We start from the raw sequence: 18,601 nt of genomic DNA, 5'->3' as shown, positions 1-18,601 counted from the left end.
TTTTTTAGCTGGTGCTCTCTGTGGTTCCTGATTGGTCGGCCCTGAATGTGGTCATCAACCCGCCCGGTTGCACTTTTCGTATCTGTTGGAATAACTGTTATACTCCGCGCTCCATCGGCTGACTGCGACAGGTAACAGTAGAAAATGCCCGATTCAAGACTCTACACCTCAAATCCCGACACGCGGCCTTCAGTCATGACAGGCCTGCTGGCCGCACTGTTATTGGCAACCTCTGTCAGCATTCACGCCGACGAACTGAGCGACCCCGGAATCTGGCACGGCGAGTGGCAGGCGGAAGATACCGATTTCACGTTACTGGTATTACCGTCAGGGACGAATTTCAGGCTGGAGCCGTTGCGACCGGCAGGCATAGAATGGCAAGCTGGCGAAGGATTGATCAATGGCAGCAGTGGCACCGTGGAAGTCAGTTATCAGGGCGTGGTTGCTCAAGTGATGGTGCAGCTGACCAGCCCGGAAACGGCGGTCGTGCGCTCAATGTCCTGTCAGCCGGATTATCATGTGGTTTGTACGTTGGTGCGGAATCAGCAGGCCCGGTTTATCAAATTGCAGTAAGCGCGAACTGCATTAATCGCACTGTTTCAATCGCGTCCGCGTCACATCAAGCGCGCCGCCCGACTCGCGGACGACGCCGTTCACGAGTTGTTGCAGGCGTTACTTCAATTCCGACATTGAGCGGATCTGTTTGCCGACAATGCCGTACTCAATAGCTTCTTCCACCGTCATCCAGTAGTCACGATCGGTATCCCTGGCAACACGCTCCAGTGGCTGACCGGTCTCATCGGCAATCAACTTGTTGATTCGGGCACGCATTTTGACTATCTGTTCGGCCTGAATCTTGATGTCCGAGGCGCTGCCGCGCGATCCACCCATGGGCTGGTGCACCAGAAACCGGGTGTTTGGCAACGCGAACCGGTGTTCTTTCTTGGCACCCAGATAAATCGTCGTCGCCGCGCTGGCAACCCAGCCCGTGCCAACCACATAAACATCAGGCTCGATGTACTTGATGATGTCATAGACCACATCTCCTGACTCCACGTGGCCGCCGGGTGAGCTGACGTACAGCGTGATGGGATCATTGCTTTCCGCCGCCAGTGCCAGTAAACGCTCGGTAATCGTCCGAGCCATGCGATCATTGATTTCGCCAAAAATAGTCAGTGCACGTGCCTTGAACAGTTTTTCGTCAAGCAGACGGCTTGGTCCCTGCGCGGGCGCCTCGTTGGCAGACGACATCATTTGCATACTCATTTTCTCCAAAAATCGACTTGTTGCCAGTGACCGAAGCCCGCAGGTTCAGTCCTGAAATGCTTAAACTTCTATGATACCACGCCCGACACTTGCTGAGCCCCGGGATGAGACTCTTCACCCAACGGCCTGAACGCGATCAGCAGTTGCGGCAACAGCGTCAGCGCACCCAGCAGTGCAACCAGCATCGCGACACTGGTCAACAGACCAAACACCATGGTCGGGATAAAGTTTGACAGCACCAGTATCGAGAAGCCCGCCACAATCGTCAGTGATGTGAAGTACATGGCGCGGGCGATGCTGCTGTGGCAATAGAACATAGTCTGCCGGTAGTTACCAATGCGATGGAATTCGCGCCGGAACCGGTGCATGTAGTGAATGGTGTTATCGACGCCAATGCCAATTGAAATCGCGGCGATGGTGATGGTCATGATATCCAGCGGGATTGCCAGCCAGCCCATGATGCCCAGCACCAGAGCGGCAGCAATGATGTTCGGAATGATGCAGATAACCGCAATCTTCAGGGAGCGGAACAGGGCCAGAAACATCAGCATGATCGCGGCCAGCACCACACCCAGCGTCAGAATCTGGGATTGATACAGGCTTTGCAGCACATTGTTGTACAGCACCAGGGTGCCGGTGACGCTCACCTGCTCCGGCGCCAGGCCAAAGTTCTCCTGCATACCGGTCCTCACATCCTCAATCAACTGATTGCGATTGAGGTCAGGATCAGACTCGATAACACGAACATTAAAACGGATCTCGTTTTCCTCGATCGCAACAAATGGCGTCAGCACGGTCGAGCGCAGCGTTTCCGGCAACATGGTGTACAACAGCGCCCACAGGAAGCTGTCAACCTCGCCTCCGTTGAGCTCCTCCGCCAGTTGCACCACAGCACCGAACGACAGTACCTTGCCGGTTTGCGGGTGCTCATCCAGGAATTCGTGCATACGCTCGATTCGATTCATCTTGTCGGCAGTGAACCAGTAGGGATTGTCATCCCCCGCACCGCCATCATCGAAACCGTCATCGAAACCGTCATCAAAACCGTCATCAAAACCGTCATCAAAACCGTCATCAGACGCCGCATCATCAGCCAGCCTGACCACAACATCAAACGACAGGGTGCCACCCAGCTTTTCGTCGAACAGCTTCATGCCCTGATAGATTTCCGTGTCTTCACTGAAGTAGGAGATAAAACTGTTCTCCACCTGCAGCCGGGTAATGCCAATTGCGCTGACGACGAATACCAGGGCGTAGACCCACAACAACTTGTTGCCGAGCTTGTCAGTGGCCTTTGCCAGCAGCGCGGTAAAGCTGGCACGCATGGCCTTGGGCCGCTCACGTTTTTCCGCGGGCAACAGACTCATCATGGCCGGGAACAGCAGGAATACCACTATCAGTGCGGTGAGCACGCCCATGACCATAATCCAGCCGAAGGAAATGATCGGCGTGATGCCACTGACTACCAGTGAACCGAAGGCGACGATGGTTGTCAGCGCCGTATACAGGCAAGGCAAAAACATCGCCCGAACCGCATGGCGAACGATCTTTTGCTGCTTGCTGAAGCGGCGGCTGGCCCGCAGTTCGCGATAGCGCACCATCAGATGCACGGTCAGCGATATGGTGATAATCAGCAGCAACGACATAAAATTGGAGGAGACCACCGTCACCTTCCAGTCCATGAAGCCCAAAATACCCACCACAATTACACCGGCGACAGCACAACAGGCCAGGGGCAGCAACACCCAGCGCAAGCGCCGGAATATGAGGCCCAATGCAATCACAATAAAAGCAAAAACACCCAGGCTGAACGTCGCCAGATCGTTCTGTACAAATGTCACCAGATCATCGGCAATCATCGGCGCGCCGCCCAGATAGAGCTGCACCTCGTCGTCATAGTTGGACAGAATCTCACGGATGGCGGCAATGTCCTGATGCCGAAGCTCAGCGGCTTGCGCACTGTAGGCATCAAACTGCTCCGACACCTGTTCCAGTTCCTGCGCCTCTGCCTCCGTAAGTCCGCCGGCTTCGCGCTGATTGCGCAACTCGGTGCGGCGGTTGATCAGCTCTATGTATCGCGTGTCCTCTTGAAAGCTCGCCAGCATGGCACCGGTGGTGCCGTCCGGACTGATCACGGCGTTACTGAATACCGGGTTCGTCCTGAGCTCTTGTCGTGCCGCTTCCCGATCAATATCATCATCGGTAATGGTGGCGTAGTCTTCAGAAATGCCGGTCAGCGGCGTGTCACCAAAAATGGGCACATTGAGCAGACTGTTGACTGTTTCGATACGCTCCAGTTCTAACAGGTCATCGCGTATATCTGCCATGATCGCCAGCGACTCATCGCTCAGCAAATCCATGTTGCGTGGCGTGAATGCAATCGTCACCGAATCGGTGGCGCCGTAGCGCTGACTGACTTCGCGGGTATACTCCAGCTCCTTGTCATCTTCCATCAACAGGGAATCTGCAGACACATCCAGCCTGAAATCCTGGGCATACCAGCCAAAGCCCGCCACAGCGAGCAGCAATAAAACGATCACCAGCCAGGGTCTGTCAAAGACCAGGGCACTGTACCAACGCGAAAGTGTCGAACGCATAACGGATCCATCATCTGAAAAAATTGGGGCCTGAAATACCGCTCCAGACTATACCCTGTTGGCGCGTGAATTGTTATCTCACGCAGGAACTGACGTAACAAAAGGACCAGTCTAAGCCCCTCTTTTTACGCTGCGCTGGCGCCGATCGGATGTTAGCAACCGGCCAGGCTTCACAGAAACCCGCGGAATCGCCCCTGCGGCCGGCGTAACCACCGTGATTCGGCGCCACTGGCATGCGATCCGCCACGGTAAAGCTTCCTGCTGCCGCTTTGAGCCTTGAGATCTCACAATTCGTCACAATCTCGGACTTGAATAAGACCGGCAGAATTGGTCTAGTAGTGGTAATCTAACGTATTAAAGTCACACCGAAGGGGAGTTTGACCATGCGCAAGTCGATGACATTATTAATTTTCTCGGTATTTTTCATGATACCGTTTGTAAGCCATGCGGATTCCTATCTGAAGCAGGTCAAGGAATTCGACCTGGAAGATCACAAAGGCGTCATGCATTCGCTGGACGACTATCAGGACAATGACTACATCGTGATGTACGTGCACGGCTCCGGCTGCCCTATCGCGCGCCTGTCAGTACCGACCTACCTGCAAATCGAGCAGGATTATGCCGACAAAAATGTGGAATTCCTGATGATAAACGCATTCATTCAGGACGATATTCCCCGCATCGCCAAAGAAGCAGAGGAATTCAATATCCAGTTCCCCATTCTGAAGGATGCCGACCAGTCAGTCGCCCGCTCCATGGGCGTCGAGCGCACCGCCGAGGTTTTCATTATTGATCCCAAAACGCGCGAAATTCATTTCCGCGGGCCGATCAATGACCAGTTGGGGTATGAAACCCAGCGTACTGCAGCGGAAAACGAATACCTGAGGGATGCGCTGGACACTGTCATGGCTGGTGGTTCGGTCAACATGAATGACATCCCTGATGCCAAAGGCTGTCTGGTTGGATTCTTTCTGAGCTAAGCCGGTTTGGGATTTCAAACTCAATGCTCAGGCGATAAAAAAGGCCGGTTGCTGTGAAGCACCGGCCTTTTTTTTACCACGTTTGCTTTTTTACCGCGTCAAGCCCCGGAGTGTCGGCGACCCTTATTCCACAAACGCACGCTCTATCACATATTCCGCCTGAATACCGTGGCGGGATTCTTTGAAGCCCGCATCATCCAGAATCCGGCACATGTCCTTGAGCATCGTAGGACTGCCACACAACATGAATCGATCATGATCGGGCGTGGGCTGCGGCAGACCAATTTTCCGTGCCATGGCGCCATTTTCCAGAACATCCGTGACGCGGCCCTGATTCTCGAACGGATCACGGGTTACCGTAGGATAATAGATCAACTGTTTGCTGACCTCCTCACCAAAAAACTCATTCTGCGGTAGCTCATTGGTAATATAGTCACGGTAAGCCAGATCCACTACCCGGCGCACGCCGTGGACAAGAATGATCTTTTCGAAGCGATCATAGATTTCCGGGTCGCGGATAATGCTCATGAAAGGCGCCAGGCCTGTGCCCGTGCCCACAAGGTAGAGGTTGCGTCCCGGCAGCAGATGGTCCGCCACCAGCGTGCCGGTGGGTTTGCTGCTGACCAGCAGCTCGTCGCCGATTTTGATGTCCTGCAGACGCGAAGTCAGCGGACCATCAGGCACCTTGATGCTGAAAAATTCCAGCTCTTCGTCGTAATTCGCGCTGGCAATGCTATACGCACGCATCAGCGGTCGACCCTCAACTTCCATGCCGACCATAACAAAATGACCATTTTCGAAGCGAAGACCTTTATCTCTGGTTGTGGTAAAACTGAACAGGGTTTCATTCCAGTGATGAACGCTGGTTACACTTTGCTTGGATATTGCAGCCATTTCAAAATCCCGTAAAACGTCGAATAAAAATTGAGATGAAAAATTTTGATGCATGCATGGTAAACCGTGCCGCTATACCAGTAAAATGATTTAATACTATAAGGTTAATCGAAAATAACGATAACACACCGCGAGGCGCTGACATGCATTATACACTGCGGCAGATCGAAGTTTTCCTGGCAACTGCCTGGCATGAGAACGTCTCGCACGCCGCAGACAGCCTGTCCATGTCCCAGTCCGCTGCCAGTGCGGCCCTGAAGGAGCTGGAACAGCGCTTCGACATGCAGCTGTTCGACCGCGTCGGCAAACGTCTGCAGCTCAATGATTTTGGTAAGAGTTTGCGCCCCCATGCGGTCGCGCTGCTGAACCAGGCCACCGAATTTGAACAACTGCTGGCACGGCAGGGTGAGGTCGGCCACATCAAGGTGGGCGCAACCCTGACCATTGGCAACTATCTGGCGGTGCCGATCATGGCCGATTTCATGAACCGCTATCCCGGCTCACGCGTTGATCTGACAGTAGAAAACACGTCACTGATCACCCAGCGGGTGCGTAATTTCGAGCTCGATATCGGTCTGGTTGAAGGGGAACTGCAGGATGCCACGCTGGAGGTCATTCCCTGGCGCGACGACGAACTCAGTCTGTTTTGCGCTCCGGATCACCCACTGGCCGGACGACCGACGCTCAGCGATGATGACCTGGTGAGTGCGGACTGGATTATCCGGGAGGCCGGCTCAGGTACCCGGCAGGCCTTTGAGCACGCCATGTATGGCCTGATGCCCAAGCTCAATTTGCGCCTGGAGCTGCAACACACCGAGGCCATCAAACGCACCGTTGAAGCAGGTCTGGGCATTGGCTGCCTGTCACGTATCACCTTGCAGGAAGCTTTCCGCCGCGGCAGTCTGCTGCCTCTGTATGCGCCACAACGTGACTGGATGCGACGCTTCTACTTTATCCTGCATAAACAGAAATTCCGCAGCACCGGTATCCGCAACTGGATCGCCCTGTGCCAGGAAGACAATGCAGGCACCTTTGGAACTTACGGGCCTGATCAGTGATACCTCGAATTCTGATCAACTATCGTGCGCTCTGGCTGGTTATTAGCCTGATCATGGCAACGGTACTGGCCATTGCCATACCTGCCATCAGTTTTGACACCCGGGTGTCTGTGTTGCTGGGCGATAACGATCCCTACGTCAGCGAACGCGACCAGTTGGCCGCCGAGTTTCCCGGCCGGCAGGACATCAGCATTGCGGTCATTGCAGCATCGGGGACTACTGATGTTTTTTCTGCCCCCATACTTGAAGCACTGGGTGCACTGCACCGTGAGTATCGGCGCATACCTTATACCGGCCGGGCCAGCTCAGTGGTGGCGTACGACTCCCCGTTTGGCGAAATCGGTCTGTTCCCGGGACGCTTTCGCAACTTCCATGAGGTCAGCGCGGACGCCATGGCGGCAGCACGCGACAAAGCCATGGCCGACCAGTTCATAAACGGCATCCTGGTATCACCCAATGCCGACCTCGCACTGTTCTCCGCCCAGCTTACGCTGAGCACAAGCAACTCCGCACAGAATCGCGAAATCGCCGATGGCATCGACGCCGTGCTGGGTGACCTGCGTGCCGCGCACCCGGATATAACCTTTGCGCCCGGCGCCGAGGCACTGTTTGAAACCTCTACCCGCGACGCCATGATCCGGGACCTGACACGCTTGTTGCCCCTGGTGATACTGCTGTGCGTACTGTTCATCTGTTACTGCTTCCAATCCGTTCGCCATGGCGCCTGTATCCTGCTGATCACGCTACTGACAATCACCTGCACTATCGGCACCCTGGCCTGGGCCGACATTGCACTGAACAGCGTTTCGGTCATGGCACCTCTGGTCGTTGTTATCATAGCGGTCGCCAACACCGCACATATTCTGTCAGTCTATCGCCAGCAACTGACCGGCGCGGCATCGGCGGCCATGGCCATGCGTCACAGCCTGGCGTTCAACTTGCGCCCGGTGTCACTGGCAGCCCTGACCACCGCCATTGGTTTCGCCAGTCTCAACTATGCGTCAGCACCTGCCATCAGCCAGTTCGGCACCATCGTCGCCCTGGGCGTCATGTTTGCGTGGCTGCTAAGCTTCCTGTGTTTTCCGGCACTGGTTATGGCAGTCGGCGGCCCCGCTGGTGAAGTCAGGCTGGCCGGCGCTTTTCTGCGCTTCAGCCAACGCCTGGTGGCGAGATACGACCGTCTGATATTTACCGGTGTCATCGTGGCCGGAGTCATCGCCGCAGCACTGCTACCACTGAACAAACCGGATTTTAATCGCCTGGACTTCATCGATCAGGACTCTCCCCTGCATGCCTATTACGCCCTGCTCAATGAGCGCATGCAGCGCGGCACGGGCATGAACTATGGCATCGTTGCCACCACCCCTTCAGGCGTGCGACCCGATGGCGCGATTGAGCCCGAATTCCTGCAGCGGGTTGACGAATTCTCCGGCTGGCTACGCCAGCGTGAAGACGTACTTGAGGTGGCCAGTCTTGTTGAAGTGGTAAAAACCATCAACGATACGCTCGAAGGATCACAGGCAGGCGATGGAGTGGACAATTACCGCCTGCCCGATTCCGTCGATATGGTGGAGCAGCATTTGATGAACTATGTCTCTGTGCAACGGGACAGTTACGCGCTGTCCAACTTCATAAACGCGGATTTTTCGACCATCCGGTTTTTCATTACCACAACACCGCTAACGAACCAGGGCCTCATAGACCTTGACCTGGCCATCGGAGACTATTTTCGGAACACGTTTGCAGATCAGAACATGCGACTCCTGCATGGCAGCAATACACTGCTGTTCGCGCGTATGGACAAAACGGTCACAGTCGAATTGATCCAGAGTTACCTGATCAGCCTGCTAATGATTACCATTGCACTGAGCATTGGTCTGCGCAGTCTGTATTTCGGGCTGGTCAGCGTGATACCCAATTTGCTACCTGCGACGCTGGTATTTGGTGCCTGGGGGCTTCTGGTAGGCACCGTGGATCCCTTTGTCATGATGCTGTTCAGCATCAGCATCGGCCTGGTGGTCGATGATACCGTACATATTCTGAGCACGTATCAACGCCAGCGCCAGCAAGGCCTGGACGTGGAGCATGCCATTCAGGCAGCGATCACAAAAGCCGGGCCGGCACTGACCATTACTACGGCCGTGTTGACTCTGGGCGCACTGATTTTGCTGCTGGCGAGCACACTTTATTTTCAACAGGCCGCACGCTTACTGGTGCCGATTGTAGTACTCGCGCTGATTCTGGATCTGACATTTCTACCGGTATTGCTGTCCCGTCTGGAAAAAGCACGCGAGCAATTTCAGTCCCGCCAACGGCGCACACCCGTCAATTGACAGGCAGCACGCTTTCATTCTTCGGCTTGTAGCAATACATCTTTGACCTTGGTATACAAAGTGTCATTGCTGACCAGTATATTCTTGTTGTGGAACACCGGGCTAACGCCCTCAGGTACCGGCAGGAAATGCCCGTAGCGCGCACCCGCTTCAATGGCGATCAGTTGCGCTGCAGCAAAATCCCAGACACTCAGGTTCTCGTAATACACATCCAGACGCCCGGCGGCTACCCAGCAAATATCCAGGGCGGCAGAGCCCATGCGCCGCAGGTCAGCGCAATGCGTCAGCATCACATCCAGACGCCGGACCAAACGTGCCATATCACTTTTTATATAGGGGAATCCGGTGGCGAACAGCGCCCGACGCAGGTCCGTCTTCTGTGCCACATGAATCGGCCGCCCGTTCAGGTTAGCGCCTTGCCCTTTGGCGGCGGAGAACATTTCATCGTTATAGGGGTTATAGACGACACCGGTCTGCAACACGCCATCGACCAGCCAGGCAATCGATACCGCCGAGTGCTGATGGCCATGGGCATAGTTGACCGTGCCATCAATCGGATCGATCACCCACAAAGGGCCTGTTGACTGACTCAGCTGAGACAGGTCAGGTGCCGACTCCTCGGCCAGAATCTGATGCCCGGGAAAGCGTGCACGAATAGCATCACAGATCAGATTGTCAGCCTTGATGTCCGCCTCGGTCACCAGCTCCTGGCCCGCATGTTTAAAATGCTCTGCCGGGCCATCACCGCGCCGCAGCTCCGCCAGCATCAGGGCACCGGCTTCGCGCGCTATTTTTTCACTGAAAGCCAACACCTCACTGGGCGCTACCGGCGGCCTGTCGATAAAATAATACGCGTAATCCTGCACCTGACCGTTAATTTCTTTCTGAGTTTCGTGCGAGAACCTCGCCCCCACTTTCTCGGTGCCACGACGCGACCGCCGGTTGTCGCTGCCGATATGGAACCAGACCCGCCTGGCCCACTTGAAGGCATGATCCAGCATCAATGTTTTCATTTCGCGATTGGTTGCCCCACCCCATCGGCTTCGCGCCAGGAAAGTGAAGCCGATGGCGACCTCTTCTGCCACCGGGTCCCACTCGTAGTAACGCGAACAACCGACAATGTCACCGTTTGCGTTGTCGATCGCCACCAGTGCACTACCGGAGTCCAGAGCGCCACTGAAGTACCGCGATTCAAACGCTTCACGCTGGTAGCGCTCCGGGTCGGGGTGGAGTTCCCAGATCAACGGATCACTGGCTGCGGCATACAGCGACTCCAGGTCACTGTCGCGAAGTGGACGCAGAGTGATCGTTCTCCCGGTCAGGATTGGCTGAAATTCAAAGGCTTCATGCTGAGTCATACTGTTATCCTGTTTCGGAGGTAATTATCGTTAGCGCACGCTACCACTGACTGACAGCATGGACACGTATCGACTCAACACCTCAATGTCGACGGCATCAAGCTGCAGAGCAAACGCCGGCATCTCCACACCGCCTCGCGCAATGATATTGTTTACCGGCCCGGGATCAGACAGATTCACCAGTGCCGGAGCAGAACCACCACTGACTCCCTGACCGCGGTCACCGTGGCAGGTTGCACACAGTCTTGCGAACTGCTGTGCAGCCGCCACACTTTCTTCATCTGACAAGGTGATTTCCGGCGCCGGGCTTGGCGTGCCAGTAGTGGCAGCAATGTCGCCGGCGTACTCCGTGACCGCACCTGGCAACGCCAGCGCCACAAGTTCAGCGGGATGATCGGCAGTTGCCACCGCAATCACGATATATTGATAGCCTTGGTGAAAATAGGTCATTGGTGCACCCGAGGCCTTCGCCGGCAGTTCGATTTCCGCCACTACCGCGCCTGTAACCTTGTCGTAAGCGCGAAACATGGGTCCGCCCGGGTCACCGCTGAGATGTCCGGCCTCAGCCAGAAACAGCAATGTCGACGTCACCAGCGGCGATGGCCGGATCATGGGGTGGCCCATATTGTCGAAATCCAGATCCAGCCCCTGCAAATCGGGGTGCTGCCGGATGTAATCTGACGCCGGGCCGATGCTGCGCGACCAGGTATGTCGACCCCGATTCATGTCTGTGGCGGTGATCAGGCTCCAGGGCGGGCGCATGACCGGCAGGCCCCGTGGCCCCTGAATAAACACCGACGGCGCACGCAGATATTGCCAATTCGTTAGCGAGGGGTCAGGTGTCAGCAGTGCTGCCGCCATCGGCGCCTTGCGTAACGGCACAAACATGGTACCGGTGCCAGGATCAAATGCTGCACCATTCCAGTTGGAGCCGCCCTGATATCCGGGATTGACCCAGGTGCCCTGGGTGCCACCTTCGCGCAACGGTGTCGGCGGTGTGTAGATAGGGCCGCGTACGTAGCGGGAAGCAATCTCCAGCGCTTCCCTGCGTAGTGCGGGTGTAAATTCGATCAGCTCATCTTCGTGATAGCCCTGACGGAGATAGGGTTCCGGCAGCGTCGGAAACGGCTGAGTGGGTGAGGCCCTTTCACCAGGCACCTCACTGGGCGGTACTGCGCGCTCCTCAATCGGCCACACCGGTTCCCCGGTGAGCCGGTCGAACACAAACGACATGCCTTGCTTGGTTAACTGGGTCACGGTTTTTACGCGCTTGCCGTCCACCACAATATCGCCCAGTATCGGTGCTGAGGGCGGATCATAATCCCACAGACCATGATGTGTAAGCTGATAATGCCATATCAGCTCGCCTGTGCGCCCGTCCAGACACACCAGACTCTGGGAAAACAGATTGTCACCATGACGCTGGCCGCCGTAAAAATCATTGGAGCCAGCCTCAACCGGCAGGTAGATGTAGCCGGTATCGGTGTCCACACTCATCATGGACCAGACGCCGGTATTTCCGGTATAGCGCCAGGACTCACCCTGCCAGCTTTCGTGGCCTGGCTCGCCGGGCTGCGCTATGGTATTGAAACGCCACACCAGCTCACCAGTACGAACATCGTAGCCACGGATGTGGCCTGGCGTAGCTTCCCGATTTGCTGCGGTAATGCTACCCACGACCTGAGCGACGACCACATCGCCAACCACGGCGGGTGGCGATGAAGAACCAACGGATTCTGCGTCGGAACCATCAGGATACAACCCTTCGCGTAACATGACAGTGCCCTTGTCGCCGAAAGCCGGGTCTGCCAGTCCGGTATGCGCGTCTATAGCCAGCAGCCGGCCATCAAGTGTATTGTGAAATATTCTGGCTTCATCATCTCCGCGCCAGTACGCCAGAGAGCGGCTGCCCAGTCCCAGGCCGCGGTCGGCAACGCTGGCCGGTGTCGGCGTGTAGCGCCAGATTTCCTGGCCGGTAGCGGCATCAAGCGCCACAACCTGATGCGCGCCAGACGGCATATACAGAACGCCATCAATCATCAGTGGCGTTGCTTTCAGGTTGCGGTCGGGGCGGTCTCCCAGCGGTAGTGCGCGCCAGCGCCAGGCGACCTGAAGATCTGCGGCATTGGTAGTATTAATCTGCTCCAGCGCGGAATAACGGGTGAAACCGTGATCGCCGCCCCATGTATGCCATTCGCCGTCGGGGGCACCGTACTGTGAAAGCGCGGGGACGGATATCAATACCCAGGGCATCAACGAAACACGGATGATTTTGCGGACGAATAGATTCATGCTGGCCTCTGGACAGTTTTCAGCGACGCCAGACTTACCATCAATTAAGCGCCTTCTGCTCAACGATCTCCTGCAAATTCGCTACCGACGTTTCCAGCGATTTTCTTGCCTCTTCATCAGCAGAAACTTTGGACAGAACAAAATAGGCTGTGCGGGCGACCTGACGCCATCTCGGATTTGCAGGCAGTTTGTCCAGAGACAGATAACGGTTCATCGAGCGTGTGCGCAAGCGCCCATTATCTATACTGACACTCCAGATCCGACTTTTTTCGGCCAGATCAATTATCGACTCTCCGGTCACCTTCTGCCAGTAATAATGACAGTCCTGCATTACTTTGACTAACGCTTCACGGTATTTCAATTCACTGTTGTCATCGTCATCAGGTATCAGGGTGCCAGACAGGTGAGTAATCAACTTATCGATATGACCCAACTCATCAGCCAGATCCTTATGCTTGCGCAGATCCTCAGGTTTAATCTGCGAAAGGTACTCACCCAGCAGCTGGGTACGCTCCACGTTGCGATTAATTTCTTCGATAATCTGTGGCAGGCTCAGTGTATCCGGCGCTTCCGACTCCTGTTCCTGACTGACAGTCCGGGCAACGCTGGTTTCAAATACCAACAAATAGAATTCCTGGTCAACCTGGCTTAACGTTAGCAGACAGAAGCGTCCACTCACCGTTTCCAGCTCGAAATCGAAATACTCGGTGTTACCCGGGCGGGAGATACGGTCTTCATTAAACGGAAAATGCACAGCATCTGCCAGTGCCGGAGAGCGTGGCAACAACTGGTCAGATACCCGATTGACTGACTGTTGCAGGCAGGATTCCCCGTTCACCTGCAAGAGCTGTTCGGCAGCATTGTTGATAAAAATGACAATACCGGCTTCGTCGATAGCCAACAGTGGGTCACCGGTCACATCCAATAGCGCCGCCAGTCTCTGTTCGCGTTCACGCAAGCGTTTCTCACTTTCCTCGTAACGCTGCAACTGCCAGCTCAATCGCTGGTTATCGCGTTTGACATGGGTAAGATTCAGCAATTCAAACTGCTTGTCGATGCGTATGCGCAACTCCTCTTTACTGAACGGCTTGGTAATATAGTCGTTTGCCCCCAGGCTGAGACCTTTGACGAGATCTTCAACCCGGTTCTTGGCCGTCAGAATGACAATAGGCAAGTCATCCGAGTCATACCGCTTACGTACGATCTGACAAAACTGGTATCCGGTCATGATCGGCATCATCAGGTCCAGAATGATCAGGTCCGGTTTTTCGTTACTGAGCTTCTCCAGTGCTTCTGCCCCGCTAAGCGCAGTTGTGAGCTGGTATTGGTCAGCAAGGTGCGACTCCACGATGCGCAGGTTCAGGTACTCATCGTCAACAACCAGAATCTTGCCCTGCATCTGCCCTCGTGCACCCTTGCTGCCGGACTCGCCTTCGGCGATAGCGTCAGCATCGATATCTAATGGCCCCTGGTTGCTGCGACGCTCAACACTCATGCCGGTCGCCTGTACGGCTGCGGCCAGCTCAGTTGGTTTGGAAGCGATGACATCACGAGCATCCTGAGAACTGCCGTGAGTTGCGGATCTGCCGGTTTTTTTGGTTTCCGGTAATGTTTTTTTCAGCGGCAAATCGAAATAGAACAGCGAGCCCTCCCCAGGTGTGCTCCGCAGTACAATCTCGGAATCATGCAGCTCCAGCAGGCGCTGGGAAATAGACAGCCCCAGGCCGGTGCCACCGGCCTGGCGTGCTTCATCAGAGTCGATCTGATAGAAACGTTTAAATATCTTGCTCTGCTCTGCCGCTGAAATGCCGATACCGGTGTCCCGTACCGACACTCTGACATCCAGCTCCAGCACCTCTACGGCAATGGTGACAGTTCCATGAGGCGTAAACTTGACCGCATTGGCGACCAGATTGAACAACACCTGTTGCAACCTGTCCTCGTCACCTTCAACAATAATCCGGGCAGCCGGGTAACTTTCAGCCAGCTTAATCGGTTTGTCGCCGACCAGCGGCCGGGTCATACGGGCGACGACGGCACAAACCTGTTTCAGGTCTACATCCCGTTTGTTCAGCGACAAATGCCCGCTCTTGATGGCGGAGAAATCTATGACATCATTTACCAGGCTGGACAGACGCTGGGCGCTGACTTTCATCAATGTCAGGGTTTCCCGCTGCGACGCATTCAGATCACTCGAGCGGTCAGCCAGCATGATTTCCGCCAGCCCGATAATACCGGTCAGTGGTGTGCGTAATTCATGCGACACGTTGGCGATAAACTCTTCCTTTACATTGTCCGCCTGCTGCAACGCGTCAATCTTTAATTGATTTGCCCGCAACAAATCGTGTTGTGCGGACTTGTAGCCTTCCATCATGTCCTGCAGCCGGTCACTCAAACCCAGTGCCAACACGGTGACTGCCGCCAGTGTGGCAATCTGGATACCGTTGTACGCCAGCAACGGGGGAATAATGACGCCCATGCGCTGCAATAATTCCAGCAGGATGCCAATCAGCAGTATCGTCCACGCTGACACAAAGAACCGCGCCGCCCTGACCAATCGACGCTTCGCCAATAGCCCGGACACTGTGACCAACAATGTAAACACAGCGACAAAACCCAGCGCCATTCGGTTGACCAGACTCGACGCCACCACCAGGCTGGCCACAACCCCCAGGGCTGCCAGTACGGCAAAGAGTCGCGCAGCGCGATCGAGGCGGTGATCTAGAGATTTAAGATTCAGGAACGAGCGCACAAACAGGATACCTGCGACGCTGGCGATCAGACTGAACACACCGGTGGAACGATTCGCCCACCCGGGTGCTTCCGGCCACAGATACTGGTAAGCCAGACCCTGGGTCGACAGGGAATAAAGGCTGCCGAATACCACCACTAGCGCAAAATACAGAAAGCCCGATTCCCGGCTGGTGTACCAGACCCCTAAGCTGTAAATCGCGATCATCAGCATCAGGCCGTAGTACAGTCCGGATGTAAACAGGGTCCGTTGCGCTTCGGAAGCAAAAAACGTAGTGCTGGCCAGCGCCAATGGAAACTGCAGGGATCCGGTACTTTCAACGCGAAAATAGATGGACATGGCTTCGGAAGGGGGCACCTGAAACTCGAAATTGATGCTCCGGTGCATCAGGTGGCGGGCGCGGAAAGGCAAGGCGCTTCCGGCGGCATGGCTTTGCCAGGCACCGTCGCTATCCTGATAGTAAAAATCCACGCGATCAAGATTGGGAAAACCAATGTAGGCGACCCAGTCTCTGGGCTCTTCAAACCGATTATTCAGATCCACCCGGACCCAGAGCGCGCTGCGACGATAACCCAGATTGGGCTGGCCGGGCGCCACCCAGGGCAGACCCGCGACGCTCAGCTGTGCCCTGGCCTGTTCGAAGTCAAGCTCTGCGCCCACATCCTCAAACAGAATCAGTTCACTGCCCGGAACCAACCCGCCTGAAAAACTGTCCAGCTCCAGCGCGGCCGCACCCGACGAGAACAGACAAGTCAGCCAGACCAGACAGATTTTCCATGCGTGTTTTTGTCGCATCCGTATCTTTTCCCGCACTTTTTTCGCAACTTCAGCTCGTTATGTACTCAACACCCAGAATCATATAGAGTTTACGTCAACAATAAAACTAACGGATCCTATCATGCTACATGCCAAAACAAATCCAGCCACAAGGTGCTGGCTGCCGGTATTGGCGGCGACGTCGATTATGCTGACAGTCAGTGCCTGTAGCGGCATCGAAAGCGCTGCCGAAGCCGGCCAGCCGGGCAATACTGCTGCCACATTCACAGCAGGACAGGCGCAACAAGGCGAAGTCGGTTATCAGACCTATTGTGCGTCCTGCCATGGCGCCAGTCTGAATGGCGGCGCCGCCGGGCCCGCCCTGAGCGGGCAGGCCTTTACCACGCGCTGGGGCGGCCAGGCCAGCAGCGCCCTGATTCAACTGATCAGCACCAGCATGCCACCCGGCGGCGCGCCGGCACTGCGCACGACCGACTACGTGAACATCAGCGCACATATTCTGGATAGCAACGGCGTCGCCGCCGGATCCATGCCGTTGTCTGCCGACACCGCAACAGCGCTCAACGACATGCCACGGTCCGCGACGCTCGCCGGCACTCCTGCCGCGATGGATCGTGACAACGCCGCACCCACAGGTGTCACCGTGGCCGGCACCATTGCAAACTTCGAACCCGTCAGTGCAGCCGCACTGGCTAACCCGTCACCTGATGACTGGCTGATGTGGCGCGGTAATCCACAGGCGTGGAGCTACAGTGAACTGGCCCAGATCAACCTGACCAATGTCGAGGATCTGCAGCTTGAATGGGTGTGGAACATGCACACCGGGGATTCCGAGCCCGCCCCCATCGTTTATGATGGCATCATGTTCCTGATCAATCCGGGTAATGTCGTGCAGGCGCTGGATGCACGCGACGGTGAACTGATCTGGGAGCACGCTGCCGGTCCCGCCACCGGCGAGGATATGCGGAATATCGCCATCCATGGCGACAAGATTATTCAGGCCACCACCGATGCCCGACTGATCGCGCTGGATGCGCGCACCGGCGAGCAGGTCTGGGAAGCCACCATCGCCGACAGTGACAAGGGTTTTGCCAACTCCAGCGGACCGCTCATTGCCGACGACAAGGTCATCATCGGACTGGCTGGCTGTGCCAGCTATATTCCTGAAAACTGCTATATCAGCGCTTACGATGTCGATACCGGTGAACTGGCGTGGCGCTTTGACACCATCGCCAAAGCCGGCGAGGCAGGTGGCGATACCTGGGGCGGACTCGAGGATATCTTCCGGGCCGGCGGCGAGACCTGGATTACCGGCAGTTATGACCCGGAGTCCCGCCTGACCTACTGGGGTGTTGCCCAGGCCAAGCCATGGGCGCCACCCAGCCGCCACATGTCCATCCACGATGCCGGCCTGTACACCAACTCGACACTGGCCATCGATGTGGACACCGGCGAACTGGCCTGGCACTTCCAGCATGTCCCTGGTGAAGCGCTGGATCTTGACGAAGTGTTCGAGCGCGTCCTGGTAGACCGGGACGGACGCAAGCTCGTGCTGTCCATCGGCAAACACGGCATATTGTGGAAGAACGACCGTGAAACAGGAGAGTTTCTGGGTTACACCGAAACCATGTACCAGAATGTTTTCAGCCATATTGACCCGGACACCGGCGCGGTCACCTATCGCGATGACATCATTAATGCACAGCTCGATGAATGGGTTAACGCCTGCCCCAGTAGTGCCGGCGGCAAGAACTGGCATGCAATGAGTTATCACGCACCCACCGGTGCCCTGATCGCCCCGTTGAGCCAGACTTGTCTGGACAATCGGGCACGAGCGGTGGAACTGGTCGAAGGCTCCGGAGGGCTAGCGTCCAATCGACGTTTCCATGAAATGCCGGGTACCAACGGCAATCTGGGTAAACTTGCGGCGTATGACGTCAGTTCATTAACCGAATTATGGAGTTATGAGCAGCGCGCGTCATTTATCACCGGGGTTTTGTCAACGGCGGGCGACCTGGCCTTTGTGGGTGACCTGGACCGCCGCTTCCGTGCCTTCGATGTCCGCAACGGCGAGATCGTCTGGGAGACCCGACTGGGCACCGCCGTGCAAGGTCATCCACTGACATTCAGCATTGACGGAAAGCAGTACATCGCGGTGACTACGGCGAATGGCGGCACCAGCCCGCGCATGGTGCCACGGGCAGTAGCACCAGATCTGTCACCACCGGCTGATGGCAATGCAGTTTACGTATTCTCCTTGCCATGAGACAGGGCCGTTGCGGCGTCAGTTCTTC

Annotated in this window: 11 protein-coding genes; 5 read left to right on the top strand and 6 right to left on the bottom strand. The window is 56.0% G+C overall.

Translation table 11 applies throughout. The features are described 5' to 3' along the window. Window positions 1-144 precede the first annotated feature (144 nt). Window positions 145-573 (top strand): hypothetical protein, encoded by a 429-nt coding sequence (locus ENH71_RS13980; protein ID WP_294136372.1) that lies wholly within the window; start codon window positions 145-147, stop codon window positions 571-573. Between the two features lie 99 nt (window positions 574-672). Here ENH71_RS13980 and ENH71_RS13975 read toward each other — a convergent pair whose 3' ends face one another. Together ENH71_RS13975 and ENH71_RS13970 are read right to left on the bottom strand one after the other, a co-directional pair. Beyond that, entirely contained in the window at window positions 673-1,260 is a 588-nt protein-coding gene (locus ENH71_RS13975) for an ATP-dependent Clp protease proteolytic subunit (protein ID WP_317622749.1), read from the bottom strand. A 74-nt stretch (window positions 1,261-1,334) separates the two neighbouring features. Then, complete coding sequence (locus ENH71_RS13970; RefSeq protein ID WP_294136376.1) at window positions 1,335-3,863, bottom strand: efflux RND transporter permease subunit; 2,529 nt, start codon at window positions 3,861-3,863, stop codon at window positions 1,335-1,337. Window positions 3,864-4,246: 383 nt separating this feature from the next. Here ENH71_RS13970 and ENH71_RS13965 point away from each other — a divergent pair, with 383 nt between their 5' ends. Continuing rightward, window positions 4,247-4,843 carry a redoxin domain-containing protein gene (locus tag ENH71_RS13965; protein ID WP_294136377.1) on the top strand — a complete coding sequence of 199 codons (597 nt, stop codon included), beginning with the start codon at window positions 4,247-4,249 and terminating at the stop codon, window positions 4,841-4,843. 123 nt (window positions 4,844-4,966) lie between these two features. Here the strand turns inward: ENH71_RS13965 and ENH71_RS13960 are convergent, their stop codons facing one another. Next, on the bottom strand, window positions 4,967-5,737 hold the full coding sequence (locus tag ENH71_RS13960) for a ferredoxin--NADP reductase (RefSeq protein ID WP_294136379.1): 771 nt from the start codon (window positions 5,735-5,737) through the stop codon (window positions 4,967-4,969). Between the two features lie 143 nt (window positions 5,738-5,880). On the opposite strand from ENH71_RS13960, the gene ENH71_RS13955 reads away from it, so the two are divergent. Together ENH71_RS13955 and ENH71_RS13950 are read left to right on the top strand one after the other, a co-directional pair. After that, window positions 5,881-6,795 (top strand): LysR substrate-binding domain-containing protein, encoded by a 915-nt coding sequence (locus ENH71_RS13955; protein ID WP_294136380.1) that lies wholly within the window; start codon window positions 5,881-5,883, stop codon window positions 6,793-6,795. Then, window positions 6,792-9,128 carry an efflux RND transporter permease subunit gene (locus ENH71_RS13950; RefSeq protein WP_294136382.1) on the top strand — a complete coding sequence of 779 codons (2,337 nt, stop codon included), beginning with the start codon at window positions 6,792-6,794 and terminating at the stop codon, window positions 9,126-9,128. The genes ENH71_RS13955 and ENH71_RS13950 overlap by 4 nt, the downstream gene beginning before the upstream one ends. Window positions 9,129-9,142: 14 nt before the next feature. Here the strand turns inward: ENH71_RS13950 and ENH71_RS16085 are convergent, their stop codons facing one another. Genes ENH71_RS16085 through ENH71_RS13930 form a run of 3 tightly spaced genes read right to left on the bottom strand, consistent with a single transcriptional unit; the run spans window position 9,143 to window position 16,325 of the window. Further along, window positions 9,143-10,486, bottom strand: coding sequence for an inositol monophosphatase family protein (locus tag ENH71_RS16085; RefSeq protein ID WP_317622423.1), 1,344 nt, complete (start codon window positions 10,484-10,486; stop codon window positions 9,143-9,145). A 30-nt stretch (window positions 10,487-10,516) separates the two neighbouring features. Then, on the bottom strand, window positions 10,517-12,778 hold the full coding sequence (locus ENH71_RS13935) for a BamB-related PQQ repeat family beta-propellar protein (RefSeq protein WP_294136384.1): 2,262 nt from the start codon (window positions 12,776-12,778) through the stop codon (window positions 10,517-10,519). 40 nt (window positions 12,779-12,818) lie between these two features. After that, window positions 12,819-16,325, bottom strand: coding sequence for a 7TM diverse intracellular signaling domain-containing protein (locus ENH71_RS13930; protein WP_294136385.1), 3,507 nt, complete (start codon window positions 16,323-16,325; stop codon window positions 12,819-12,821). 103 nt (window positions 16,326-16,428) lie between these two features. Here ENH71_RS13930 and ENH71_RS13925 point away from each other — a divergent pair, with 103 nt between their 5' ends. Beyond that, window positions 16,429-18,573 carry a BamB-related PQQ repeat family beta-propellar protein gene (locus tag ENH71_RS13925; protein ID WP_294136387.1) on the top strand — a complete coding sequence of 715 codons (2,145 nt, stop codon included), beginning with the start codon at window positions 16,429-16,431 and terminating at the stop codon, window positions 18,571-18,573. The last annotated feature ends 28 nt before the right edge of the window (window positions 18,574-18,601 follow it).

Source organism: Pseudohongiella sp. (genome assembly GCF_011050365.1).
Taxonomy (GTDB): domain Bacteria; phylum Pseudomonadota; class Gammaproteobacteria; order Pseudomonadales; family Pseudohongiellaceae; genus Pseudohongiella.
Note: the sequence above shows the minus strand (reverse complement) of the source record. Positions and strands in the feature narration are given on the sequence as shown.

Bases quoted from the DNA above. Each gene is read 5' to 3' on its own strand.
- ENH71_RS13980 (WP_294136372.1), top strand. From the start codon at position 145: ATGCCCGATTCAAGACTCTACACCTCAAATCCCGACACGCGGCCTTCA.
- ENH71_RS13975 (WP_317622749.1), bottom strand. From the start codon at position 1,260: ATGCAAATGATGTCGTCTGCCAACGAGGCGCCCGCGCAGGGACCAAGC.
- ENH71_RS13970 (WP_294136376.1), bottom strand. From the start codon at position 3,863: ATGCGTTCGACACTTTCGCGTTGGTACAGTGCCCTGGTCTTTGACAGA.
- ENH71_RS13965 (WP_294136377.1), top strand. From the start codon at position 4,247: ATGCGCAAGTCGATGACATTATTAATTTTCTCGGTATTTTTCATGATA.
- ENH71_RS13960 (WP_294136379.1), bottom strand. From the start codon at position 5,737: ATGGCTGCAATATCCAAGCAAAGTGTAACCAGCGTTCATCACTGGAAT.
- ENH71_RS13955 (WP_294136380.1), top strand. From the start codon at position 5,881: ATGCATTATACACTGCGGCAGATCGAAGTTTTCCTGGCAACTGCCTGG.
- ENH71_RS16085 (WP_317622423.1), bottom strand. From the start codon at position 10,486: ATGACTCAGCATGAAGCCTTTGAATTTCAGCCAATCCTGACCGGGAGA.
- ENH71_RS13935 (WP_294136384.1), bottom strand. From the start codon at position 12,778: ATGAATCTATTCGTCCGCAAAATCATCCGTGTTTCGTTGATGCCCTGG.
- ENH71_RS13930 (WP_294136385.1), bottom strand. From the start codon at position 16,325: ATGCGACAAAAACACGCATGGAAAATCTGTCTGGTCTGGCTGACTTGT.
- ENH71_RS13925 (WP_294136387.1), top strand. From the start codon at position 16,429: ATGCTACATGCCAAAACAAATCCAGCCACAAGGTGCTGGCTGCCGGTA.